The sequence below is a fragment of the Qipengyuania pacifica genome, assembly GCF_019857205.1.
Classification (GTDB): Bacteria; Pseudomonadota; Alphaproteobacteria; order Sphingomonadales; family Sphingomonadaceae; genus Qipengyuania; species Qipengyuania pacifica.
Window position 1 is genome coordinate 153,423 of record NZ_JAHWXO010000004.1, and the last position, 20,419, is coordinate 173,841.

A 20,419-nucleotide genomic window follows, 5' to 3' on the forward strand; every position below is an offset into this window, starting at 1 on the left:
TGGTATGGCGTTGGCAATTATCGACGGTGCTTGCGGCCAAATAAATGTTTCCGCTCTGCGACAGGTGGCGTCGTAAGGCAGTTCGGGTAAGATAGGATTATGGGGGACGCATGGTAACGATACGCGACGTTGCGAAAGCCGCAGGCGTGTCGGTTGCCACCGCGTCGCGCGCGCTTAACGGCATGTCCATCGTCACAGCAAAAACACGCGAAAAAATCGAAGCTGCAGCGACCGCGCTTGATTATGTTCCACACAGTGGCGCGAGAAGCCTCACCAAGCGCAAGACCGATACGATAGGGGTTATTCTACCCGATTTATTCGGCGAGTTCTTTTCCGAAATCATTCGCGGTATCGACCTTGTCACCCATCGCGCCGGCAAGAGCTTGCTGCTGGGCAATATGCATGGGAGTGCCGAAGAAACTGCACAAGCGATCCGGGCGATGCGTGGCAGGGTTGACGGACTGCTTGTCATGCCACCGAACTCTCGCGCGGATACCGTAGAGGCAGTGACGCGCGATATCCCCACCGTACTGCTTAACGCCCAGGGAACCGATGACGTCACTCCGTTTGTATCGGTAGACAATTATACAGGCGCGCGGTTGGTCACGGACCATCTCATCGATCGCGGAGCACGCAATATAATTCATATCGCGGGTCCGGCTAACAATCGCGATGCGCGCGAGCGACAGCGGGGATATTGCGACGTGCTGGCGGAGCGGACCGGCAATGGAAGCCCATTGATATTGCCAGGCGATTTTCGCGATGATGCGGGTCGCGAGGCCGCCCGCTTGCTGCTTACCAGCGGCATTACCTTCGATGCTGTGTTTGCCAGCAACGACATGATGGCGGTCGAATTGATGAGCGAGTTGCGCGTGGCCGGTCTTCAGATCGGTAGCGATATTCTTGTCGCGGGGTTTGATGACATTCCGCTTGCCCGGCATGTGACGCCGGGCCTCACGACAGTTCATTCCGACATTACACGTGTGGGTTCGACGGCCGCCGAACTGATGCTTCGCATGATGGAAGGCGAGACGCTGGAACAGGATCAGAGTCTGATCATCGCACCCACCCTCGCGATCAGAGGATCAAGTCAAGGAGGAGCGGGAACGGCTCGTACCTGACGAATTGACCCCGTATCGAGAACTCGAATAGGACGAACTTATTTCTATTTTCGAGTTTCTTGGAGAAAGATCGCGATGACCCGGTTCGGACGTTTTGCCGTGCTGCTAACTGCAGCATCAATGGCCACGGCTTGCGCGAGTATGTCGGGTCCAGCGCTCGCTTATGCGGTACCCGTGATCACTGGACAACACCCGCAACAGAGTCTGGAGGCAGGAGGCTACCCGTACCAGTTGTTTGTGCCCCGTTCATACGATTCCGAAGCCAAATGGCCATTGATGATTTTCCTCCACGGCTCCGGGGAGCGTGGATCGGACATCGCGAAGGTCAAGGTTCACGGACCGCCCAAGCACGCGGACATGGATCCAGACTTTCCCTTCATTCTCGTCTCCCCATTGCTGCCTGCGGAAGAAGACTGGGATGTTTCGAAGCTGGAAGCGATCCTCGATCATATTGTGGAGACGATGCCGATAGATGAAAATCGCATCTACCTCACCGGTTTGAGCCGAGGTGGGCGTGCCACATGGCGGTGGGGAGCCGAGCGGCCCGATCTCTTTGCGGCACTAGTCCCGGTTGCTGGGCAAGGTGATCCTGCGACCGCCTGTGAACTGGTTGATGTACCAATCTGGGCATTGCATGGCGATCGGGACGATGTGGTCATTCCTGAGGGAAGTTTTGCGATGGCGCGCGCGATCAGGGCGTGCGGTGGCAATCGAAGCAGGCTGACGATCTATCCCGACCTTGGCCACAACGCATGGGACCCCGCCTATGCGGATCCCGAACTCTACCTCTGGATGCTTTCGCAGCGGCGGACTGACGCAGATGACTAGACTATATGCGGCGCTGGTGCTGATCGGCATGCTGCTGGTCGCCGGATGCATACACGCGCCGACCGCCAAGACAGAGCGCGAAGCGCAACTTAATGTGATGACCTATAACATCAGGCTCGATCTGGCATCGGATGGGCCCAATGCCTGGCCAGAGCGACGCACGCTCGTGCGCGATCTGATCCGCTATGAAGCGCCGGCAATCCTCGGCATGCAGGAGGTATTGCTTCCCCAGAAGCGCTATCTGGAAAAAACACTTCCCGCCTATTCTTTCATCGGAGCGGGCCGGGATGATGGGGAGGAAGCTGGCGAGTTTTCACCGCTAGCGTGGCGGCGCGATATGTTCGAAATGACCGACAGTGGTACCTTCTGGCTGTCTCCCACACCGGATGTTCCAGGTAAGGGTTGGGATGCCGCCTACCCGCGCATTGCCGCGTGGGCCATTCTGGAACGCCGCGATGGTCGAGGAAAGCTCCGCGTTCTCAATACGCACTTCGATCATGTCGGCGCGGCCGCTCAGGTCAACGCAGCCAAACTCATTTCGCACTGGATTAACGCGGGCCTTGGAAAGGGCTTGCCGACGATCGTGATGGGCGACTTTAACTCCGACCCGGACAGCGAAGCCTATCAGGTCCTGACTTCCGGGGCGCTTGTCGATAGCCGCGGCGAAAGCATCGCCCCTCCTTACGGACCGCCGGGCACTTTTACCGGCTTCGACATAGCCCAGAACGCCCGCGCGGCGATCGATCACATATTCGTATCACCTGACATTCTCGTCGATCGATATGCGGTGATCACTCAGCACTGGGGTGGCCGCCTGCCATCGGACCACTATCCGGTCAGTGTGGTTCTGCGACTGCCAGACAGTTAGAGCCCTACCGCTCGGCATCGTCCAGCCAGCCCCCGGAGAACCCGGCCCGCTCCAGGCCGCGGCGGATATGCGGGTTCTTACGCATCGTCGCCCATACGAGGCCGGTGCGCTGGTTTTCCAACATGGCCAGGATCGGGCCCTGGTCGATGCCGAGATGATCGCGCGCGACCCAGCCTTTGACCGGATCGGTATCGCCCGTTGTCGAGCCGGCGTCCACGAACGTAAAGCTGGGGTTGATGGCATCCTTGAAGCCGTAATCGGTGTAGAGGCGGTCGCCATACTTCGCCTTCATGCTCATCAGCGCCGGGATGGTAACCTCAGGCGCGAAGGGTATCGACCCGCCCGCTGCTGTCGGGACGATGGTGCCGTCATCGACCACGCGAATGGCACTGACGCCGCGCGCAGCATAGGTCAGGAAGGTGCGGGACTTGCCGTTAACGGTGTACTGGCCCGCCGATGAAGCTGGCCCGTCTGACGCAGTCCACCCCCAGATGCTAGCACTGTAATCCTTCCAGTCATTGGGATTGTCGGCACCATAGGCCCGCTGGCTCAACGTGGCGCGCCGGCTATTCTCGAAATAGTCGATGCCCTTCGAGCGCATGAAGTCATCCTGGATGCCACGGAAATCGATCCAGACGTGGCTGTACTGGTGTCCGAACAAAGGCTCGAACTGGAGATATTCGTAACCGTAGTAGGTGCCCCAGTCCTTCTCGAGATCCATGGCCCAGGCCTGATCCCAAGCTTCCTTGCCAACGGGATGTGTGGGGGATCCTGCTGCCAGTATGTAAACCAGCATGCCTTCGTTGTAGCCGATCCAGTCATGCGTACCAAAGTCGCCCCCTTCCCCGCGCTCGGGGTACCACCCCATGGCGATCGCCTTTCCGCTCCCGCCATTGGCTGATGGAATGGTGCTGTTTTCGCGCTGAACGAAAGTCCAGTCGACCCGCCGGTAGATCTTCTCCGCGAGATCGCGGATCTCCCGTTCCACGGCTGTGTCGCGATCGAAGTAGCTTTGAGCGAATAGAACGCCGCCGAGGAGTAGCGCGGTGTCGACTGTAGAAAGTTCGGTATTGCCGCGCCGCGTGCCATCTTCGTTATTCAGAAAATGGTAGAAGAAACCCTTGTGACCGCTCGTTCCGCTGACCGCGGGCCCTTGCGGGGCATTCCAGTAAAATTCCAGACAATCTCGCGTACGCTGGGCAGCATCGTCGCGCGAAACATAACCACGTTCAGCACCAACGCCAAAGGCGGTCAGGGCATAGCCTGTCGCAGCGATCGAGGAGAACGGGTTGCTGGGCCACCGGTCCGGCGCCAGGCACCGCTCGGTATCGGTAGTATCCCAGAAATACCGAAATGTGCGCTGAGTCAGATCTTCGGAGAAAGCAACCACATCGTTCGATGCGGGGCCAGAAGACGCAGGCGGATCGAAATTGGCGCAGGCAGCGAGGGTTAAAGACAGGGCGACAGCTGAAGCTGCGGAAAATCTCATGATAAACTCAAATCGTTATGATGTGCCGCACCGGGAGGACAGTGCGGCACACCTTGTTGCGACCCGATTAGAAGTCGAAGCCTGCAGAGACCTTGATCGTCCTCGGGAAACCGTCGGTGCTGTAGTTATTGAAGTTGCGCGCTCCAGTCACCGCGTCGAAACCGTTGTAATTGCGATCATCGAACACATTGAGCACGTCTGCGCGAACCCACAGGCGAGTGTCGTCGTTGATCAGACCGATGTTGAAATACTTGGTCAACGAAAGGTCGAACTGTCGGAAACCCCACAGATCACCATTTGCATCGTTTTCGACTGCCACAACATCGCGGGAATTTGGATCACCAGCTACAGAGACGAAAGCCTGCTGATATGCTGGCGATGCGATCTGGAACTTGCTGCCGAGAGTAAAGTCCAGCGGAAGATCTACCGTTCCAGCCATCACGAAACGATGCTTGCGTACGCCCGCCGACCGGATAACGGGATAATCGTCGAAAGATGGGAAATCGAGCGAGAAATACTCGCCAAAGCGGCGATTTTCTTCGGCCAGTGTGAAGGTGTAGGTTGCATCGATCGACCACGGTGACTGTTCCGTGTAACGCTTCCCAAACTTGAGATACGCGGAATCTGCATCGGTGTTGATGCCGTTAGTACCAATTAGAATAGCGCCATACGGACTTGGCGGAGTACCGAAAGGCGAGTCCGGATTGCCTTCGGCCGGGAAGAAGCTTCCGTCCGGGCGACGATTGCCGAGCAGATATCCAAATCCATCGCGGCTGGCGATATGCCGATATCCGACCTCGAGATTGAGGAGATCGAACGTGCTGCGAACACCCAGGCTGAACTGGTCCGAATAAGGCAGCTTCAGATCGTTATCGATAAAGCGGAGCTCGCCGCCAGCACCCGGAGGTGCTCCGTCGATTAGCTGCTGACGCCCAGCTTCCGTCAGATAGATCGGGTCGAACGGGATGCAGGTTGGACTGGCCGTGCAATCGCCGCGAGGGTCACCGGCATTCTGAAAGATGAATGTTCTCCCAAACGACGCTCCCTGTACGAGCTCTTGTTGAATGAAATCAAACTGGTTGCGGTCGTAAGAGCGGCCATATCCGCCAAAAAGCACGAACTGGCCATCAGGATCCAGCCAGTAAGAAAAGCCGAGCCGTGGCTGGATCGCGCCATAGAAGACTTTTCGTTCGGTACCGGTCGAGATGTAATCGTTGATGTCGTAGTTCGCGTTGATGAGATTGGGATAGTTTTCCGGCTGAACAGCCGCCACTCGCGCCGGATCGTGCACGTAATTGAGGAAATCTGGCGTGCGCTCGAAGTCCCAGCGAACGCCGAGATTGAGCGTCAGCCGATCCGTGACATCCCAGTCGTCCTGAATGTAGGCGCCAAACTGGAAAGTCTCTGAATTAAGCGACACATCGTCGCCCGGCACGATCGTGCTAAAATTCAATTCATATGGAATGGCGTCGTTGAAAGCGCCGCTGTTTGGTGTGGTGGGATCAGCGGGGTTGTAAGAGACGTTGTATGTGTATTGAGGATTGAAGCTGTTCTGCTGGGTCGAGTTGAGAGTGACCCACTTAGCCTTCACTCCGGCCTTGATTGTATGCCGCTCGAAGCCCGTCCAGGTGAAGTCGTTGGAGACCTGCCAGCCATCCTGGCCTTTGTCCTGGAAGTTTCGACCGCCACCGGTTTGAAGTACGGTGTCTTCGCGCCGGACATCGTCCTCTACAATCACGGCACGGAAGATGTTTCGCGGCTCAAGTAAGAACGGCCGCGGGTTCCATGTTACATCTTCGTAAGTGATCTTCAGATCATTGATGAAATTGTCGGAGGTGTGTTCCCACCGTGCGAGACCGCGCCATTCCTTCACGCTCGTGACTGTGCGCGTGCTGTAGGCAGCCGTACCGCTACCGAAATCTTCACCATCCTCGTCGCGATACTTGACCGAAACCTGGAAAAGGTCGGAATTATTGGGCGTGAAGTCCAGTTTTCCGAAATAGAGGTTTTCGTTGAATATCTCGCTGAACGTACCGAACGCACCCTGATATTCGCCGGGGAAGAAGCCGGTGGACAGATCAAGGCCGGGCGTCACGTCGCGCGGCGTGATGATCTCCTTGCCTTCATACGTGCCGAAGAAGAACAATTTGTCGCGGATGATCGGCCCGCCCAGGGTACCGCCGTACTGCAGATCCCTGCTTTCGGTTTTCCCTTGCGGATTTTCCCCGAACAATTCGATCGGGCGTGCAGCCCGCAAACTCTGGTTGGTGAAATCGATGAAACCGGAGCCATGGAACTCGTTGGTGCCGGACTTCGTGATAGCGGTGATTGCGACCGATCCGACCTGGTCGAATTCCGCCTTGTAGTTGGAACTGATGACGCGATATTCGCCGATCGCCGCCTGGGGGAACGGGTTGCCTTGCGTTGAATCCTGTCCGGTTACACCGCCTCGGAGGATATAGTCTTTCTGGCTCACGCCATCGATGAACACATTTACCGAGCTGCTGTTCTGTGCACCGCCCTGAAGCCGGCGGTCGCCGCCAAACCCGTCGATGAACTGAACGCCCGGTGCGAGATCGGCAAAAGCCAGGAAGTTGCGGTTCGTCTGCGGTATCTGTTCGATCAGCCGCTGGGAAATATTGATGCCGACTTCGCCGCCTTCCAGCGTACGAATGCGGTCGCCCGTCACCAGAATGACATTGTCGCCAGCAGCAACATCGTCTCCACCATCATCGGCGGCGGGGGGAGCTTCCGTTGCGGCGATTTCACCCACATCGAAGTTCAGGACAGCATCCTGCGCCACCGACAATTGGAAGGTGTCGGTCTGAAGCACACCGTCGGGCGTGGTAACTTCGAGACGATAGGTTCCCGCCGCGAGGGACGCGAAATTATACCGCCCGTCGGCAGCAATCGTGGCGGTGCGGGTCACACCCGTATCCACTCTGACCGCAGCGACCTGGGTGGCGCCGCCGGTAATCTGACCGCGTAGCGATGCATTGGATTCCTGCGCATGCGCCGGTGCAGCAAGGCCGATCGCCAGCGCACCCATGGCGCTACCCTGCACAAGAGCCAGAGCCATGCGACGAGCGACCGCCGAACGATTCATATGCGGAAACTTCATCGGTAATTCCTCCCCAAAATCGCGGTCTCGGCTCGACCGCTCAGGCTCGCGGCATTGCCTGCCGCGTAACCGAATCGACATTTGACGAGTGATGTTGTAACCGGTTTCATGATCGATGTATAGACAGATCGGAAGAGGCGATTCCCTTGGGGCGGCTCTTCATCGTGAATATAGTCAGAAGTCCAAATGGGAGGAATTACATGCGTTCATTGCAGCGAGGTGTGCTTGCGGGCGTCAGCGCGTTGGCACTTGCCGGTTGCGCCACTACCGGCGTGGCATCGGCACCCCCGCCATCCTCCAGCGCTTCGTCCACCGCAGTGCCGATCGAGCCCGCCCAGCCATCCTGGGCCGCGCGCGATGTAGAGATGGACGCCTTTCTCGATGATCTGATCGGGCGGATGACTCTTGAAGAAAAAGTCGGCCAGCTGACGCTGCTCACCAGCGATTGGGAATCGACCGGTCCGACCATGCGCGAAGGCTATCAGCAGGATATCGCAGCAGGGCGCGTGGGATCGATCTTCAATGCCTATACCGCAGATTATACGCGCGAACTGCAGCGGATGGCTGTCGAAGGCACCAGGCTGAAAATACCGCTGCTGTTCGGATACGATGTGATCCACGGCCATCGCACCATCTTCCCGATCTCCCTCGGCGAAGCGGCGAGCTGGGACATGGATGCAGTCGAGAAATCGGCCCGCGTATCGGCCGCGGAAGCGTCAGCCGAAGGGATACACTGGACTTTCTCCCCCATGGTCGATGTGTCGCGCGATGCCCGCTGGGGCCGCGTTTCGGAAGGTGCCGGGGAAGATGTCTACCTTGGCAGCAAAGTCGCCAAGGCACGCGTGCATGGCTACCAGGGCGACGATCTGAAGGCCGTCGACACGGTTCTGGCAACCGCGAAACACTTTGCCGCTTACGGGGCAGCCCAGGCAGGCCGCGACTATCACACGGTCGATATCTCCGAACGAACGCTGCGCGATGTCTACCTCCCGCCTTTCAAGGCCGCAGTCGATGAAGGGGTCGCCACCTTCATGACGTCGTTCAACGAATACGACGGCGTGCCAGCCAGCGGCAGCAAATTCCTGCTGACCGACGTCTTGCGCGATGAATGGGGCTTCGACGGCTTTGTCGTCACCGACTACACCTCCATCAACGAGATGGTCCCGCATGGTTACGCCAAGGATCTCGAGCAGGCTGGCGAACAGGCGCTCAATGCCGGCGTCGATATGGACATGCAGGGCGCCGTGTTCATGGAAAACATGGTGAAATCGGTCGAAGAAGGCCGCGTGAGCCAGGCGAATATCGACCGCGCAGTGCGCCGCGTGCTCGAAATGAAATATCGCCTCGGACTGTTCGAAGATCCCTATCGCTACGCCGACGAGGCGCGGCAGGAAGCAACGCTGTACAAGCCGGAATTTCTCGAAGCTGCGCGCGACGTAGCGCGCAAATCGATGGTTCTGCTCAAGAACGACGGCAATGTGCTCCCGCTGGCCGCCGATGCTAAGCGAATTGCCGTGATCGGCCCGCTTGGGGACAGCAAGACCGACATGATCGGCAGCTGGTCGGCAGCCGGTGATCGCGAGACCCGACCGGTCACCGTGCTTGAGGGCATGAAGGCCCACGCCGGAAACGGTGTCACGGTCCAGTACGCTAAGGGCGCGAGCTACGAGTTCGGCGACGAAGGCAAGACCGATGGTTTTGCCGAAGCGCTTGCGCTGGCGAAATCGTCGGACGTTGTCGTCGCGGTCATGGGCGAAAAATGGGACATGACGGGCGAAGCTGCCAGCCGTACCTCGCTCGACCTGCCAGGCAATCAGCAGGCCTTGCTCGAACAGCTCGTTGCAACGGGCAAACCGGTCGTGCTGGTGATGATGAGCGGTCGCCCCAATTCGATCACCTGGGCAAACGACAACGTGCCCGCCATTTTGCATGCGTGGTATCCGGGCACGCAGGGCGGCCACGCGGTCGCAGATGTGCTGTTCGGTGATTACAACCCTTCGGGCAAACTGCCGATCACCTTCCCCATCAATGTGGGCCAGGCGCCGATCCACTACGACATGAAGAACACCGGCCGCCCCATTGAACTGGGGGAGCCGGGCGCAAAATACGTTTCGCGCTATCTCAATACGCCGAACGATCCACTGTACCGCTTCGGCTATGGTCTCAGTTACACGACCTTCGGCTATTCACCGGCAACGCTGTCGGCCTCGTCGATGGGGCCCAAGGGTTCGATCACCGCTACTGCCACAATCACCAACACGGGCACGCGCGCGGGCGAAGAGGTGGTGCAGCTCTATGTGCGCGATCTTGTCGGATCGGTCACCCGGCCGGTGCAGGAACTGAAGGGCTTCGAAAAGATAGCGCTGCAACCGGGTGAAAGCCGGACAATATCCTTTACGCTGCGGCCCGAAGACCTCGCGTTCACCCGTGCAGACATGTCGCATGGCTGGGAACCGGGGGAATACCGACTCTGGATCGCGCCTTCATCGGGCGCGAAGGCGAGTACTCCGGTAACCTTTACCCTCACGGAGTAATCGCATGAACCTTCCCGGCTTCCATGCCCCCCAGCCCTCGCGCTGCTCGCATCCATTGCCCTGACGAGCTGTGCGGCGGTCGAGGCCGGGAAGGTTCACACTGCTGCGGCGGGGAAGGTTCGCTAAGGCACGCGGCCGGACGTCGCCGGCCTAGCTTGCCGGACGGAGAGATAGGGCAAAGCCCCCGCCTGCTTCCATCGCTAGCGTCAAAGTGTCGCCGCCGATGATCTCGCGTGTTTCTCGAACCATGGCGAAAGGATCGGCGTCGATCCCGCCGCCCTTGCCGTCCCGCCAGATTTCTGCGGTGTAGCGCTTGCCCTTTGGCAGAAAAGACAGATCGATCGGGATTTCGCGGCGTTCGGCATCCGTAACGCCGCCCACCCACCAGTCTTCACCGCCGCGCTGCTGGCGCGCGACAATCGCGTATTCGCCGATGTCGCCCGCCAGGACGCGCGTCTGTTCCCAATCGACGGGGACCTGTTCGATAAAGGCCAGCGCATCGGGATGCTTCGCGTAGTTTTCCGGCAGGTCGGCTGCCATCTGGAGGGGCGAGTAAATCACGACGTAATCGGCTAGCTGGCGGGCCAGCGTGTTCGGGATGGCGCGGCCATCGCGGCCTTCCAGACTGACGATGCCCGGCGTCAGATCGAACGGACCCGAGAGCATGCGGGTAAAGAGCAAGGTCGGTTCGTGCTCGGGCGGATTGGGCGGCTCGCCCCAGGCGTTGTATTCGGTCCCCCGAGCGCCTTCACGGGTGACGAGGTTCGGGTAGGTCCGCCTGAGGCCCGTATCCTTGATGGGCTCGTGGGCATTGATGGCTATGTGGTGCTCCGCGGCCCGTTCAGCCACGTGGACGTGATGGCGGGCCATGTATTGTCCGTCATGGTATTCCCATTGCTCCGTCCCATCGGGATCTTCGCGCAGGACACCGCCGGCGTCCGCGACGTAGCCGGTTTTTACCGAATGAACGCCATAGCGCTGGTAGTAATCGAAAGCCTTTTCGAGCTGGCGTTCGTAAAGCCCTGCATTCCCGGCAGTTTCATGGTGCCCCATGATCTCGACGCCTTTTTCGCGTGCGTATTTCGCGATGCGGTCCATGTCGAAATCGGGATAGGCTACGGCGAACTGGAAATTGCGTCCGCTCTCGCTCCACCAGCCTTCGTTCCAGCCTTCCACAAGGACCGAGCCGAAGCCATGGTCGGCTGCGAAATCGATGTATTCGAGTACGTTATCGGTGGTCGCGCCGTGCTTGGGTCCCGCGTTCCAACTCCATTTGTCGAGATGCATTCCCCACCAAATACCCACGTATTTCTGGGGTTTGACCCAGCTGACATCGCCCAACCGGTTGGGCTCGTTGAGGTTGAGAATGATGTCCGCGGCTGCATAAAGCGCCGGCGCGTCCTCGCCGATCAGGATGGTCCGCCATGGCGTTTCGAAGGGCGCCTCCCGCCGCACCTTCCAAGGCTGCGAGGATGGAGCGAGGCGGGTGCGGAAGCGTTGGTGGTCGATGCGTTGCAGCCAGAAGGCCGAATAATCGATCAGCGACGCTTCGTGGAGCGCGATGTGAAGGCCGTCCGAGCGGCGGAAAGTGATCGGGGAATGGGCCGTGCCGACCTGATTGGCCGGGGTGTGATTGTAGAGATATTCGTAACGATTCCATTCACCTGCGGGGATCCACCATGCTTCCGCATCGCCGGCAATCGCGAACTCGGTAAGCTCTTCATCGATCATCACATCGGTGAGCTGAGGCTGATCGGGAAAGGCGAAGCGGAAGCCCAGACCGTCGTCGAACACCCTGATAGTCATGTCAATCGAGCGTTTGATCTTGCCCTGTTCGGTCAGCCGAACACGCATTTCATTGTGTTTATCGACGACCAACCGGCTTTCGCCCCAAGGCTGTTCCCAGGTTTCGTCCGCACTGGAGCGCACCGGATCGCCGAGCGTGATGCCGCTGCCCCACTTGCCCGCGCCGCGAAGCAGGAAACCCAGTTGCGAGGCATCGATGACCGGCGCCCCGTCCCGGTCGACGGAATAGGTCGGCGCGCCGTCCACTGTGGTCAGCGCAAAGCAGAGCCGCCCATTGGGCGAGCACTGCCGATGCGACACATCGTCCTGCGCGGCCAGGCCGCCTGCTGGAACGAACACGAGGAACAAAGCGCCCAAGGCCGCCCGTCCGCCACGATTGCGCAAATATGACCCGATCATCTCTACCTCCTGAAACGAGGGCTAGGCGTTCGCACGGCGCGGGGCCAGAAATTTCGTGCAACCGGTTACATTTTTGGTTATCCCATAGCGGATAAGGCCCGTCGGACAGGGCACACCTGGGAGGAATGTAGAGATGGCACTGGCCCCTGATGTTGCAGCGAGCACGGATCCTGCGGCGGTTGTCGAGGATGGCGAAGGGATCAAGGCGCCGGGTCTCAACTATTTCGTCTTCGGCCTGTTCTTCATCTTCGGCGGCATCACGTCCCTGAACGATGTGATCATCCCCAAGCTGAAGGAGCTGTTCACGCTCAACTACACGCAGGCCATGCTGGTGCAGTTCTGCTTCTTCGCCGCCTATCTCGTGATCGGTATCCCGGGTGCCAAGCTGGTCAAGAAGCTGGGCTACATGCGCGGCGCAGTGGCCGGCCTTTTGACCATGATGGTCGGCTGCCTGATGTTCATTCCCGCCAGCCAGAACGCCACCTACTGGGTGTTCCTGCTTGCCCTGTTCGTCCTCGCCAGCGGCGTGGTGATCGTCCAGGTCGTCGCCAATCCGCTGATCTCGCTGCTGGGGCCGCAAAGCACGGCCCACAGCCGCCTCACCTTTGCCCAGGCCTTCAACTCGCTGGGCACCTGGGTCTTCCCGCTGATCGGCTCGGTCGTCATTCTGGGCAGCCTTGCCAATATCACTGCGGATCAGCTTTCGGGCGCCGAGCTTACCGCCTATCGCCAGGCGGAAAGCGAAGCGATCTGGCAGGGCTATCTGGGTGTTGCCGCCCTCATCGCGCTGGTCGCGCTGGCCGTCTGGCTGTTCCGCAATCGCCTGCAGGGCGAAAAGCACGAGGCATCGAGCGGCTTTGCCGGGCTCGACCTGCTGAAGCGCAGCCGGTTCGGCTTCGGCGCGCTGTGCATCTTCCTGTATGTCGGCGCGGAAGTGTCGATCGGATCGATCATCATCAACTACCTTGCCGAAGACCGCGTGCTGGGCCAGCCGGAAAGCGTGATCGGCTGGATGATCAGCCTCTACTGGGGCGGTGCGATGGTGGGCCGGTTCATCGGCTCCTACTTCCTGCGCCTCTTCTCGCCCGGCAAGATCCTCGCCTTCAATGCGACCGGTTCGATCCTGCTGATCCTGATCAGCGCCAACAGCTCCGGTACGCTGGCCGCCTACAGCCTCCTTGCCGTGGGCCTGATGAACTCGATCATGTTCCCCACGATCTTCTCGCTCGCCTGCGAAAAGCTCGGCTCGCGCGCGGCGGACGGATCGGGCATCATCAATGTCGCGATCTTCGGCGGCGCGGTCGTCCCGCTGCTGTTCGGCGTTCTCGCCGATACCACCGGCAGCCTCCCCCTCGCCCTCACCCTCCCCGCCATCTGTTACGCCATCATCGCCAGCTTCGGCCTCTTCGCACGAAAACCCGCAATAGCGTGACAGGGAGGGAGCGGCGGTGCGGCGCCCCCTCCGGAAAAACAGGTAGCGCCCGCCTGCCTGGCCGTTAACCAAAGTGAGGCACAGCAGCCGGAATTCTACCGATGGATTTTCCGGAATATGGCCAGACCCAATCGCAATGACCTGATTGCCATCATCGCCGTCGCGTGCCTGTTCGCGATGCTGGCATATCTGGGCATGACGCTGATGCGCGCAAGCGAACGCATCGCGCTGCTGTGGATCCCGAACGCCGTGGTGGCAGCCCTGCTGATCCGCAGCCGGTCGGACAGCCGTGTCTATTTCATCCTGGCCTGCGCCGCGGCGGATCTGGCGGTGAACCGGATGATCGGGGACGGATGGAGCATTGCCATCGCCCTGTCGGTGGCGAATGCCGCGGAGATCGCCGTGATCGTATGGGCAGTGCAGACGTGCTGCGGCAAACATCCCGACGTCAACGATATCAGGACGCATGGCTGGTTGCTGGTATCCGCGCTGAGCGGCGCCGGCGTTTCGGCCACCATTGCCGCGCTGGCATTGTCCGGCGGCGATCCAGCGACGTTCTTCCAGCAATGGGAGAGATGGGTTCTGGCCGACGGGCTGAGCCTGCTGATCATTCTGCCGCTTGCCCTGATCGGGATCGACGCATGGCGTGAACGCCGTTTGCCGCCCAAGCATAGCCCGGCCGAATGGGCTTCGATGATTGCGATCGTCATCTGCGGCAGCATCGTCGTCTTCGCCCAGTCGCAATATCCGTTCCTGTTCCTGGCGTGTCCGCTGGTCCTTTATGCAGCTTTCCGGACCGGGATGAACGGTACGGCCATTGCCGTGCTGATCGTGACCGCAATCGCATCGATTGCCACGTCCCTGGATGCAGGGCCGATCACGCTGGTGCGCGGGTCCATCGAAGACAAGCTGTTCGCTTTCCAGATATTCCTCGCCAGCAATTTTGCGATCGGCCTGCCGGTCGCCGCCATGCTGGAAGGGCGCATCCGCGACCGGGACCTGATCCGCCAGAGCCGGGACGACAAGCAGGAAATCCTCGATCACATCCGCGAAATCATCTTCCGCACGGATGAGAACGGTCGGTGGACCTCGCTCAACCCCGCATGGGAAGCACTGACGGGCTATACCGTCGAGGAGTCGCTGGGCTGGCCCACCACGAAATTGCTGGTACCCGAGGATTTCGCAGCGGCAGGTCAGATCTATCCCGCCCTTGTGAGCGGAGAGCTTCGCGAGACGACCCTGACCCAGCGTTTCATCGATAAATGGGGCGCATGCAGACATATCGAGGTCAGCATCCGGCGGGCAACCGACGAGCGCGGACGATTTTCCGGGACGATCGGAAATATCCGCGATGTGACCGAGCAGATACGTCAGGAAAAGGCCCTGTCGGATAGCGAGAAGCGATTCCGCACCCTTGCCGAATCCGCCCCCATCGGGATTTTCCAGGCGAACGGTCAGGGGCAATTGACGTTCATCAATCCTTCCTGGGCGAACAAGGTCGGTAAAACCGTCGACGAAATGCTTGGGCGTGGATGGGTCGATGCGCTGGCATCGCTCGAGGCGATACAGGCCGACCCGCCGTTCAGGGGTTTCGAACCTGGCATGGTCCGGCGGCGTACGCTGGAATTTCGGGCGCCGGACGGGTCGAGCCTGTGGATGGATACCTATAATACGGCCGAGTTCGACGAGAATGGTGCCGTGACAGGTTATTACGGCGCGGCAGTCGATATCACCGAGCAGAAACAGGCGAGCGAAAAGCTGGAGGCCAGCGAAAGCCGCTTTCAGGCCCTGGCCAATCTGGCACCCGCAGGCATATTCCGCACGGATACCGAAGGCCGCTGCACCTATGTCAACGCGGCGTGGCTGCGTCTTTCCGGGCTGGGACCCGATGAATGGCAGGGCGACGGCTGGGCCCGTGCAGTACATCCCGAGGATCGCGACAGGGTGCATGCGGAATGGACCGGTGCGGTCGAAAGCCGGACGGAATGCCGTCTGGAGTTCCGCTGGCTTCATGGCGACGGGTCGATCGTGTGGGTCGACACCATCGGACGGCCCGAATTCGACCAGGCCGGACAGGTCACCGGCTTCATCGGCGTGAACATCGACGTGACCGAGCATCATGAAGCCATCGCCGCCCTGGCCCGGCGAGACGAGCAACTGACCCTGATCACCGAAAACATCACCGATGCGGTGGTGCGTCTCAACCTGAAGGGGACCTGCGTTTACGCCTCGCCATCGGCGAGGGATCTGTTCGAACTGCCGCTGAGTGCGCTGATCGGATCCAACCTGCTGACCGGATTCCATCCGGACGACGATGCGAGCGTTCATGACGCTTTCGCCGGATTGGCAGATGGCAGCAGGAAACGTGCACTGATCGCGTTTCGCGCGGCTTCGGTCGACGAGCCCGAGACCTATCGCTGGATGGAAGCCAATTGCGCGCCCGTGCACGATCATCGCAACGGGCGGCCGGTCGAAATCATCGCGTCCATCCGCGATGTATCGCATACCAAGAAGCTGGAAGCCGAACTTCGCGCAGCCAGGTTGGCAGCGGAAGATGCCGCCACGGCCAAATCCGCGTTCCTGGCGAACATGAGCCACGACATTCGCACGCCGATGAACGGCCTGCTTGGCTTCACCGAGCTGCTGAAAAAGACCGATCTGAGCGACCGGCAGACGGATTACGTGCGCCTGATCGACGAATCCGGACGCGGCATGATGCAGCTGCTCAACGACATCCTCGACATATCGAAGATCGAGGCCGGGCTGATGCGCGTGGCGCAGGAACCGGTGGACGTGCGCCACAAGCTGACCGGCGTGGTGCGGCTGATGGAAGCCGTAGCCCGGGAAAAGCAGGTCGCACTGGAACTGGATATTGCCGACGACCTTCCGAAATGGGTGGTCGGCGACCGCCTCCGCTTGCGGCAGATCGCGCTCAATCTGGTGGGCAATGCGATAAAGTTCACGGCGCACGGTACGGTCAGCGTACGCGTCGCGCCAAGTGCATGCGGTACCAGGTTCGAGCTGTCGGTCGCGGACACCGGCATCGGCATCGCGCCCGATCATCTGGAAACCATCTTCCATCAGTTCACGCAGGCCGATGGATCGACCGCCCGCAAATATGGCGGTTCCGGGCTTGGCCTGTCCATCACCAGCCAGCTTGCCGAACTGCTGGATGGCGAGGTGACGGTGGAAAGCGAAGTGGGCAAAGGCTCCACCTTCCGTGTGACAATGCCGTTGGTGCCATGTGCCGCGCCGCGACACGAAGAGGACGTGCCGGATGAATGCGAAGACCGTACAGATGCGGCGCATTCCCCCATTCGCCTGCTGATCGCCGAGGACAATTCGATCAATCAGGAGCTTATCGCGGCCATGGTGCGACAGGCCGGATACGATGCCACCATTGTCGAGGATGGCAGTATTGCCATCGAACGCGTGATCGCAGCGGCGCAGGACGAGAAGCCATACGACCTGGTTCTGATGGACGTGCAGATGCCGGGAACGGACGGGCTAACTGCAACCCGCGAGTTGCGTAATCGCGGTTATGGCCCGCAGGACCTGCCGATCATCGCGCTGACCGCCAATGCCTATCCCGACGATATCGCCCGGTGCCGGGCAGCCGGAATGCAGGCGCATATCGCAAAGCCGTTCTCGTATCGCGACCTCACCAGCAATGTGGAACGGTTTGCAGACAAGGCGGGGCGGATGGTAGCCGAGCCCGGCGTTTCGATCGATCCCGGCGTCTCGAACACGGCGCGGCTTCGCGATCGCTATATCAAGCGCAAGAACGACCTGCGCGAACTGATAAGCGCCATCGACGACAGCAATGTCGAAGAGCGCTGGCCCGAACTGGCGAGTGCCCTGCACCAGATTGCAGGCGTGGCCGCCTATTTCGGTGATGCGCATTTCGGCTCACTGGCGTCGCAAATCGAGCATGAACTGGGCGAGGCGAGCGAAGCGGAAAGCCGCCTGGTGCTCGTCTCGCGCAGCCTGTCGGTTCTGGACGAAGCGGCCTGAAGATGGGGGGGCAGGCCCGCCCTGCCCCGGAATATCCTGGAATGGGATCAGATGGCGCGGGCGCCAGCCGGCCTTTTTTCGAGTGCCTTGCGATCATGTGCTTCGGTCAACAGCACGTCGACCGTTGCGAGGAGTTTCTTCGGATCGAAGGGCTTGCGCATATATTCGTCGGCCCCGGCATACATGGCGAGGTCTTCATCGGATGCGCTGACGCGCGCGGTGAGCATCAGGGCCGGGATTTCCCAGAGATCATAGTCGATGCGCATCTGGCGAACGATCTGGACCCCGGTCATGCTGGGCAGGCTGCAATCGAGGATGACCATGTCCGGGCGCTTGGCCCGGATGACGTCGAGCGCAGCCGCCCCATCCTGAACCACACCCACGGCGTGTCCAGCCTGAATGAGAGTGTCCCGCACGATCTCGGCGACGATCTCGTCATCTTCAGCGACGATTATCCTGGGCATGCAGCATCTCCTTACTTGCGTAAGCGCTAGCAACAATATGGTATAGCAGATGCTTAGACGCCCTACGGGAATACACGTGCAAGCGCGGTAAAGCTGCGCTCAGCGGACCGGGGCCGGGCGCGAAACGCCTTGAAAACCGGCGCGCATTTTCTATACTCTACGGTATGGAAAAAGTCGCAAGCCGAGGACGTCCCAGAGAATTCGATACCGAGCTGGCCCTTGGCGCGGCGCTGCGCGTGTTCTGGGCCAAGGGGTACGAGGGCGCTTCGCTTTCCGATCTCACCGACGAAATGGGCATAACGCGGCCCAGCCTCTATGCCGCTTTCGGCAACAAGGAAGCGCTGTTTCGGCAGGCGCTCGACCTCTACGAACGCGACAAGCTCACCTATATCGGCGATGCGATCGAGGCGCCGACGGCGCGCGGCGTTGCCGAGCGCCTGTTGATGGGCTCGGTTGATGCTGCAACCACGGGCGATTGCAAGGGCTGCATGGGCGTGATCGCCTCGGTGGCCTGCCAGAGCGTGGAGCCTTCGATCAGGGACGATGTGAACGCACGGGCGGAATCCTCCCGGCGGGCGATCATCGCGCGCATGCAGCAGGCGATCGACGCCGGCGAATTCCGCGTGGCGACCGAAGCGGAGGCGATCACGCGCTATCTGCTGGCCATCATGCAAGGCATCTCGGTCCAGGCCCAATCGGGTGCGAGCCGCGAAGAGCTTTTGCAAGTTGCTGATTCTGCGTTACTTTCCTGGCCGTCTGCCTGACGGACATCCAAATCTGCGAAAATAATATCGGTCGGTACAGAAAAATACCTTGACCTGAACGCAGCATTACATACTTATCGGTACAGATTGTTGGTCGGGCCGACTCCCGTCGGTCACGCGTGATGATATGGGCACGCCCGATCCCGGAATAATTGCGAGTTCAATTTCGAAAGCCGCGCTTTCGAAAGCGATGTCGTGCGGCATAACAAGATCAGGGAACAGCGTATGTTCGATACCCCCTTCGACAGGTACCATGACGAAGCAGCGGCAGAGCGCCGCGAGCAGGAGCAGTTCGACGAGCGCGAACAGGACGGCGGCTACGATCCGGCCGAGGTGACGGCACGCCAGCCGAAATCGCGGTTGATGCGCGTGTGGATGGGCGTGCTGATCGTCCTTGCCGCGATCACCGCTTGGTGGGTCCTTGGCGGCGGCGCACCTGCGCCTGCAGCAGCCCCCCTGCCCGTGGTTACCGTCGCGACACCGCTGCAGAAGGAAATCACCGAATGGGACGAATTCGTCGGCCGCTTCGAAGCGAGCCGCCGCGTGGAGGTCCGCCCGCAGGTGTCGGGGCAGATAACCGCCATCCACTTTACCGACGGCCAGTTCGTCCGGCAGGGTGCGCCGCTGTTCACGATCGATGCGCGAACCTATCGCGCCTCGCTGGCGCAGGCGCAGGCACAGGTCGCTCAAGCCACCACGGCGCTTGCCCTCTCGCGCGACAATCTGGCCCGTGCGCAGCGGCTGGTCGAGGACGACGCGGTTGCCGCCAACGAAATCGACCGGCTGAAAGCGGAGGTGCGCAATAACGAGGCCGGCCTCGCCGCGGCACGTGCGCTGGTATCGGCCCGCGCACTGGACGTGGGATTCACCACGGTCCGCGCGCCGATATCCGGGCGGATTTCCGATCGCCGGGTCGATGCAGGCAATCTGGTGTCGGGCAGCGGCGGTTCGCAGGCCACCCTGCTGACGACCATCAACGCCGTCGATCCGGTCTATTTCGAATTCACCGGATCGGAAGCCTTGTTCCTGAAAGCCCAGCGCGAAGGGCTGGACAAGGGTACGCCCGTGGAAATCCGCCTGCAGGACGAAACCGAATATACCTGGCACGGCAAGCTAGATTTCACCGACAACGGGCTCGACGATGAATCGGGTACGATCCGCGCGCGCGCACTGGTCGACAATCCCGACGGATTCCTGACGCCCGGCCTGTTCGGCCAGATGCGGCTGGCCACTGGCGGCACGCACAAGGCGATGCTGGTTCCAGATACCGCCATCACGACCGACCAGACACGCAAGCTGGTTCTGGTGGTGCAAAACGATGGAAAGGTCGCCGCACGCTCAGTCGAGCTGGGTCCCCAGATCGGCAATCTGCGGGTGATCGAGAGCGGCCTGAAGCCGACCGAGAAGGTGGTGATCAAGGGCGTCCAGATGGCCATGCCCGGTCAGCAGGTGTCCGCGCAGCAGGGGACCATTGCCCCCGCCCGTGCCGAGACACGCATGGCCAAATCGCCACCGGCAAAATTCCGCGCTGCGGCTGCGACCTTCGCCGAATAACCGGCCCGGTTTCCGCCTGACCAAT

The 20,419-nt window shown here is 60.5% G+C and carries 12 protein-coding genes; 8 read left to right on the forward strand and 4 right to left on the reverse strand.

The features are described 5' to 3' along the window. Positions 1–110: 110 nt before the first annotated feature. From KYK83_RS08175 to KYK83_RS08185, 3 genes are all read left to right on the forward strand, one after another. Positions 111–1,121 carry a LacI family DNA-binding transcriptional regulator gene (locus KYK83_RS08175; RefSeq protein WP_222827859.1) on the forward strand — a complete coding sequence of 337 codons (1,011 nt, stop codon included), beginning with the start codon at positions 111–113 and terminating at the stop codon, positions 1,119–1,121. Between the two features lie 75 nt (positions 1,122–1,196). After that, positions 1,197–1,949, forward strand: coding sequence for a carboxylesterase family protein (locus KYK83_RS08180; protein WP_222827860.1), 753 nt, complete (start codon positions 1,197–1,199; stop codon positions 1,947–1,949). Beyond that, positions 1,942–2,817 carry an endonuclease/exonuclease/phosphatase family protein gene (locus tag KYK83_RS08185; RefSeq protein ID WP_222827861.1) on the forward strand — a complete coding sequence of 292 codons (876 nt, stop codon included), beginning with the start codon at positions 1,942–1,944 and terminating at the stop codon, positions 2,815–2,817. Before KYK83_RS08180 ends, KYK83_RS08185 begins: the two co-directional genes overlap by 8 nt. 4 nt (positions 2,818–2,821) lie before the next feature. Here KYK83_RS08185 and KYK83_RS08190 read toward each other — a convergent pair whose 3' ends face one another. Continuing rightward, positions 2,822–4,306 (reverse strand): glucoamylase family protein, encoded by a 1,485-nt coding sequence (locus KYK83_RS08190; protein WP_222827862.1) that lies wholly within the window; start codon positions 4,304–4,306, stop codon positions 2,822–2,824. Between the two features lie 67 nt (positions 4,307–4,373). After that, complete coding sequence (locus tag KYK83_RS08195) at positions 4,374–7,427, reverse strand: TonB-dependent receptor (protein ID WP_222827863.1); 3,054 nt, start codon at positions 7,425–7,427, stop codon at positions 4,374–4,376. Between the two features lie 200 nt (positions 7,428–7,627). Here KYK83_RS08195 and bglX point away from each other — a divergent pair, with 200 nt between their 5' ends. Next, positions 7,628–9,961, forward strand: coding sequence for a beta-glucosidase BglX (gene bglX / locus KYK83_RS08200; protein WP_222827864.1), 2,334 nt, complete (start codon positions 7,628–7,630; stop codon positions 9,959–9,961). A 150-nt stretch (positions 9,962–10,111) separates the two neighbouring features. On the opposite strand, the gene KYK83_RS08205 is transcribed toward bglX, so the two are convergent. Beyond that, a complete protein-coding gene (locus tag KYK83_RS08205; RefSeq protein ID WP_222827865.1) occupies positions 10,112–12,166 on the reverse strand; it encodes a glycoside hydrolase family 97 protein in 2,055 nt (684 codons plus the stop codon). A gap of 133 nt (positions 12,167–12,299) precedes the next feature. Between KYK83_RS08205 and KYK83_RS08210 the strand changes: the two genes are divergently transcribed. Together KYK83_RS08210 and KYK83_RS08215 are read left to right on the forward strand one after the other, a co-directional pair. Further along, positions 12,300–13,598 carry a sugar MFS transporter gene (locus tag KYK83_RS08210; protein ID WP_222827866.1) on the forward strand — a complete coding sequence of 433 codons (1,299 nt, stop codon included), beginning with the start codon at positions 12,300–12,302 and terminating at the stop codon, positions 13,596–13,598. Positions 13,599–13,715: 117 nt separating this feature from the next. Then, on the forward strand, positions 13,716–17,612 hold the full coding sequence (locus KYK83_RS08215) for a PAS domain S-box protein (RefSeq protein ID WP_222827867.1): 3,897 nt from the start codon (positions 13,716–13,718) through the stop codon (positions 17,610–17,612). 47 nt (positions 17,613–17,659) lie between these two features. Here the strand turns inward: KYK83_RS08215 and KYK83_RS08220 are convergent, their stop codons facing one another. After that, positions 17,660–18,076, reverse strand: a complete 417-nt coding sequence (locus KYK83_RS08220; RefSeq protein ID WP_103024199.1) for a response regulator transcription factor — start codon at positions 18,074–18,076, stop codon at positions 17,660–17,662. A 164-nt stretch (positions 18,077–18,240) separates the two neighbouring features. Here KYK83_RS08220 and KYK83_RS08225 point away from each other — a divergent pair, with 164 nt between their 5' ends. Both KYK83_RS08225 and KYK83_RS08230 read left to right on the forward strand, forming a co-directional pair. After that, on the forward strand, positions 18,241–18,840 hold the full coding sequence (locus tag KYK83_RS08225) for a TetR/AcrR family transcriptional regulator (protein WP_103024198.1): 600 nt from the start codon (positions 18,241–18,243) through the stop codon (positions 18,838–18,840). Positions 18,841–19,065: 225 nt separating this feature from the next. Further along, positions 19,066–20,394 carry an efflux RND transporter periplasmic adaptor subunit gene (locus tag KYK83_RS08230; protein WP_248284338.1) on the forward strand — a complete coding sequence of 443 codons (1,329 nt, stop codon included), beginning with the start codon at positions 19,066–19,068 and terminating at the stop codon, positions 20,392–20,394. The last annotated feature ends 25 nt before the right edge of the window (positions 20,395–20,419 follow it).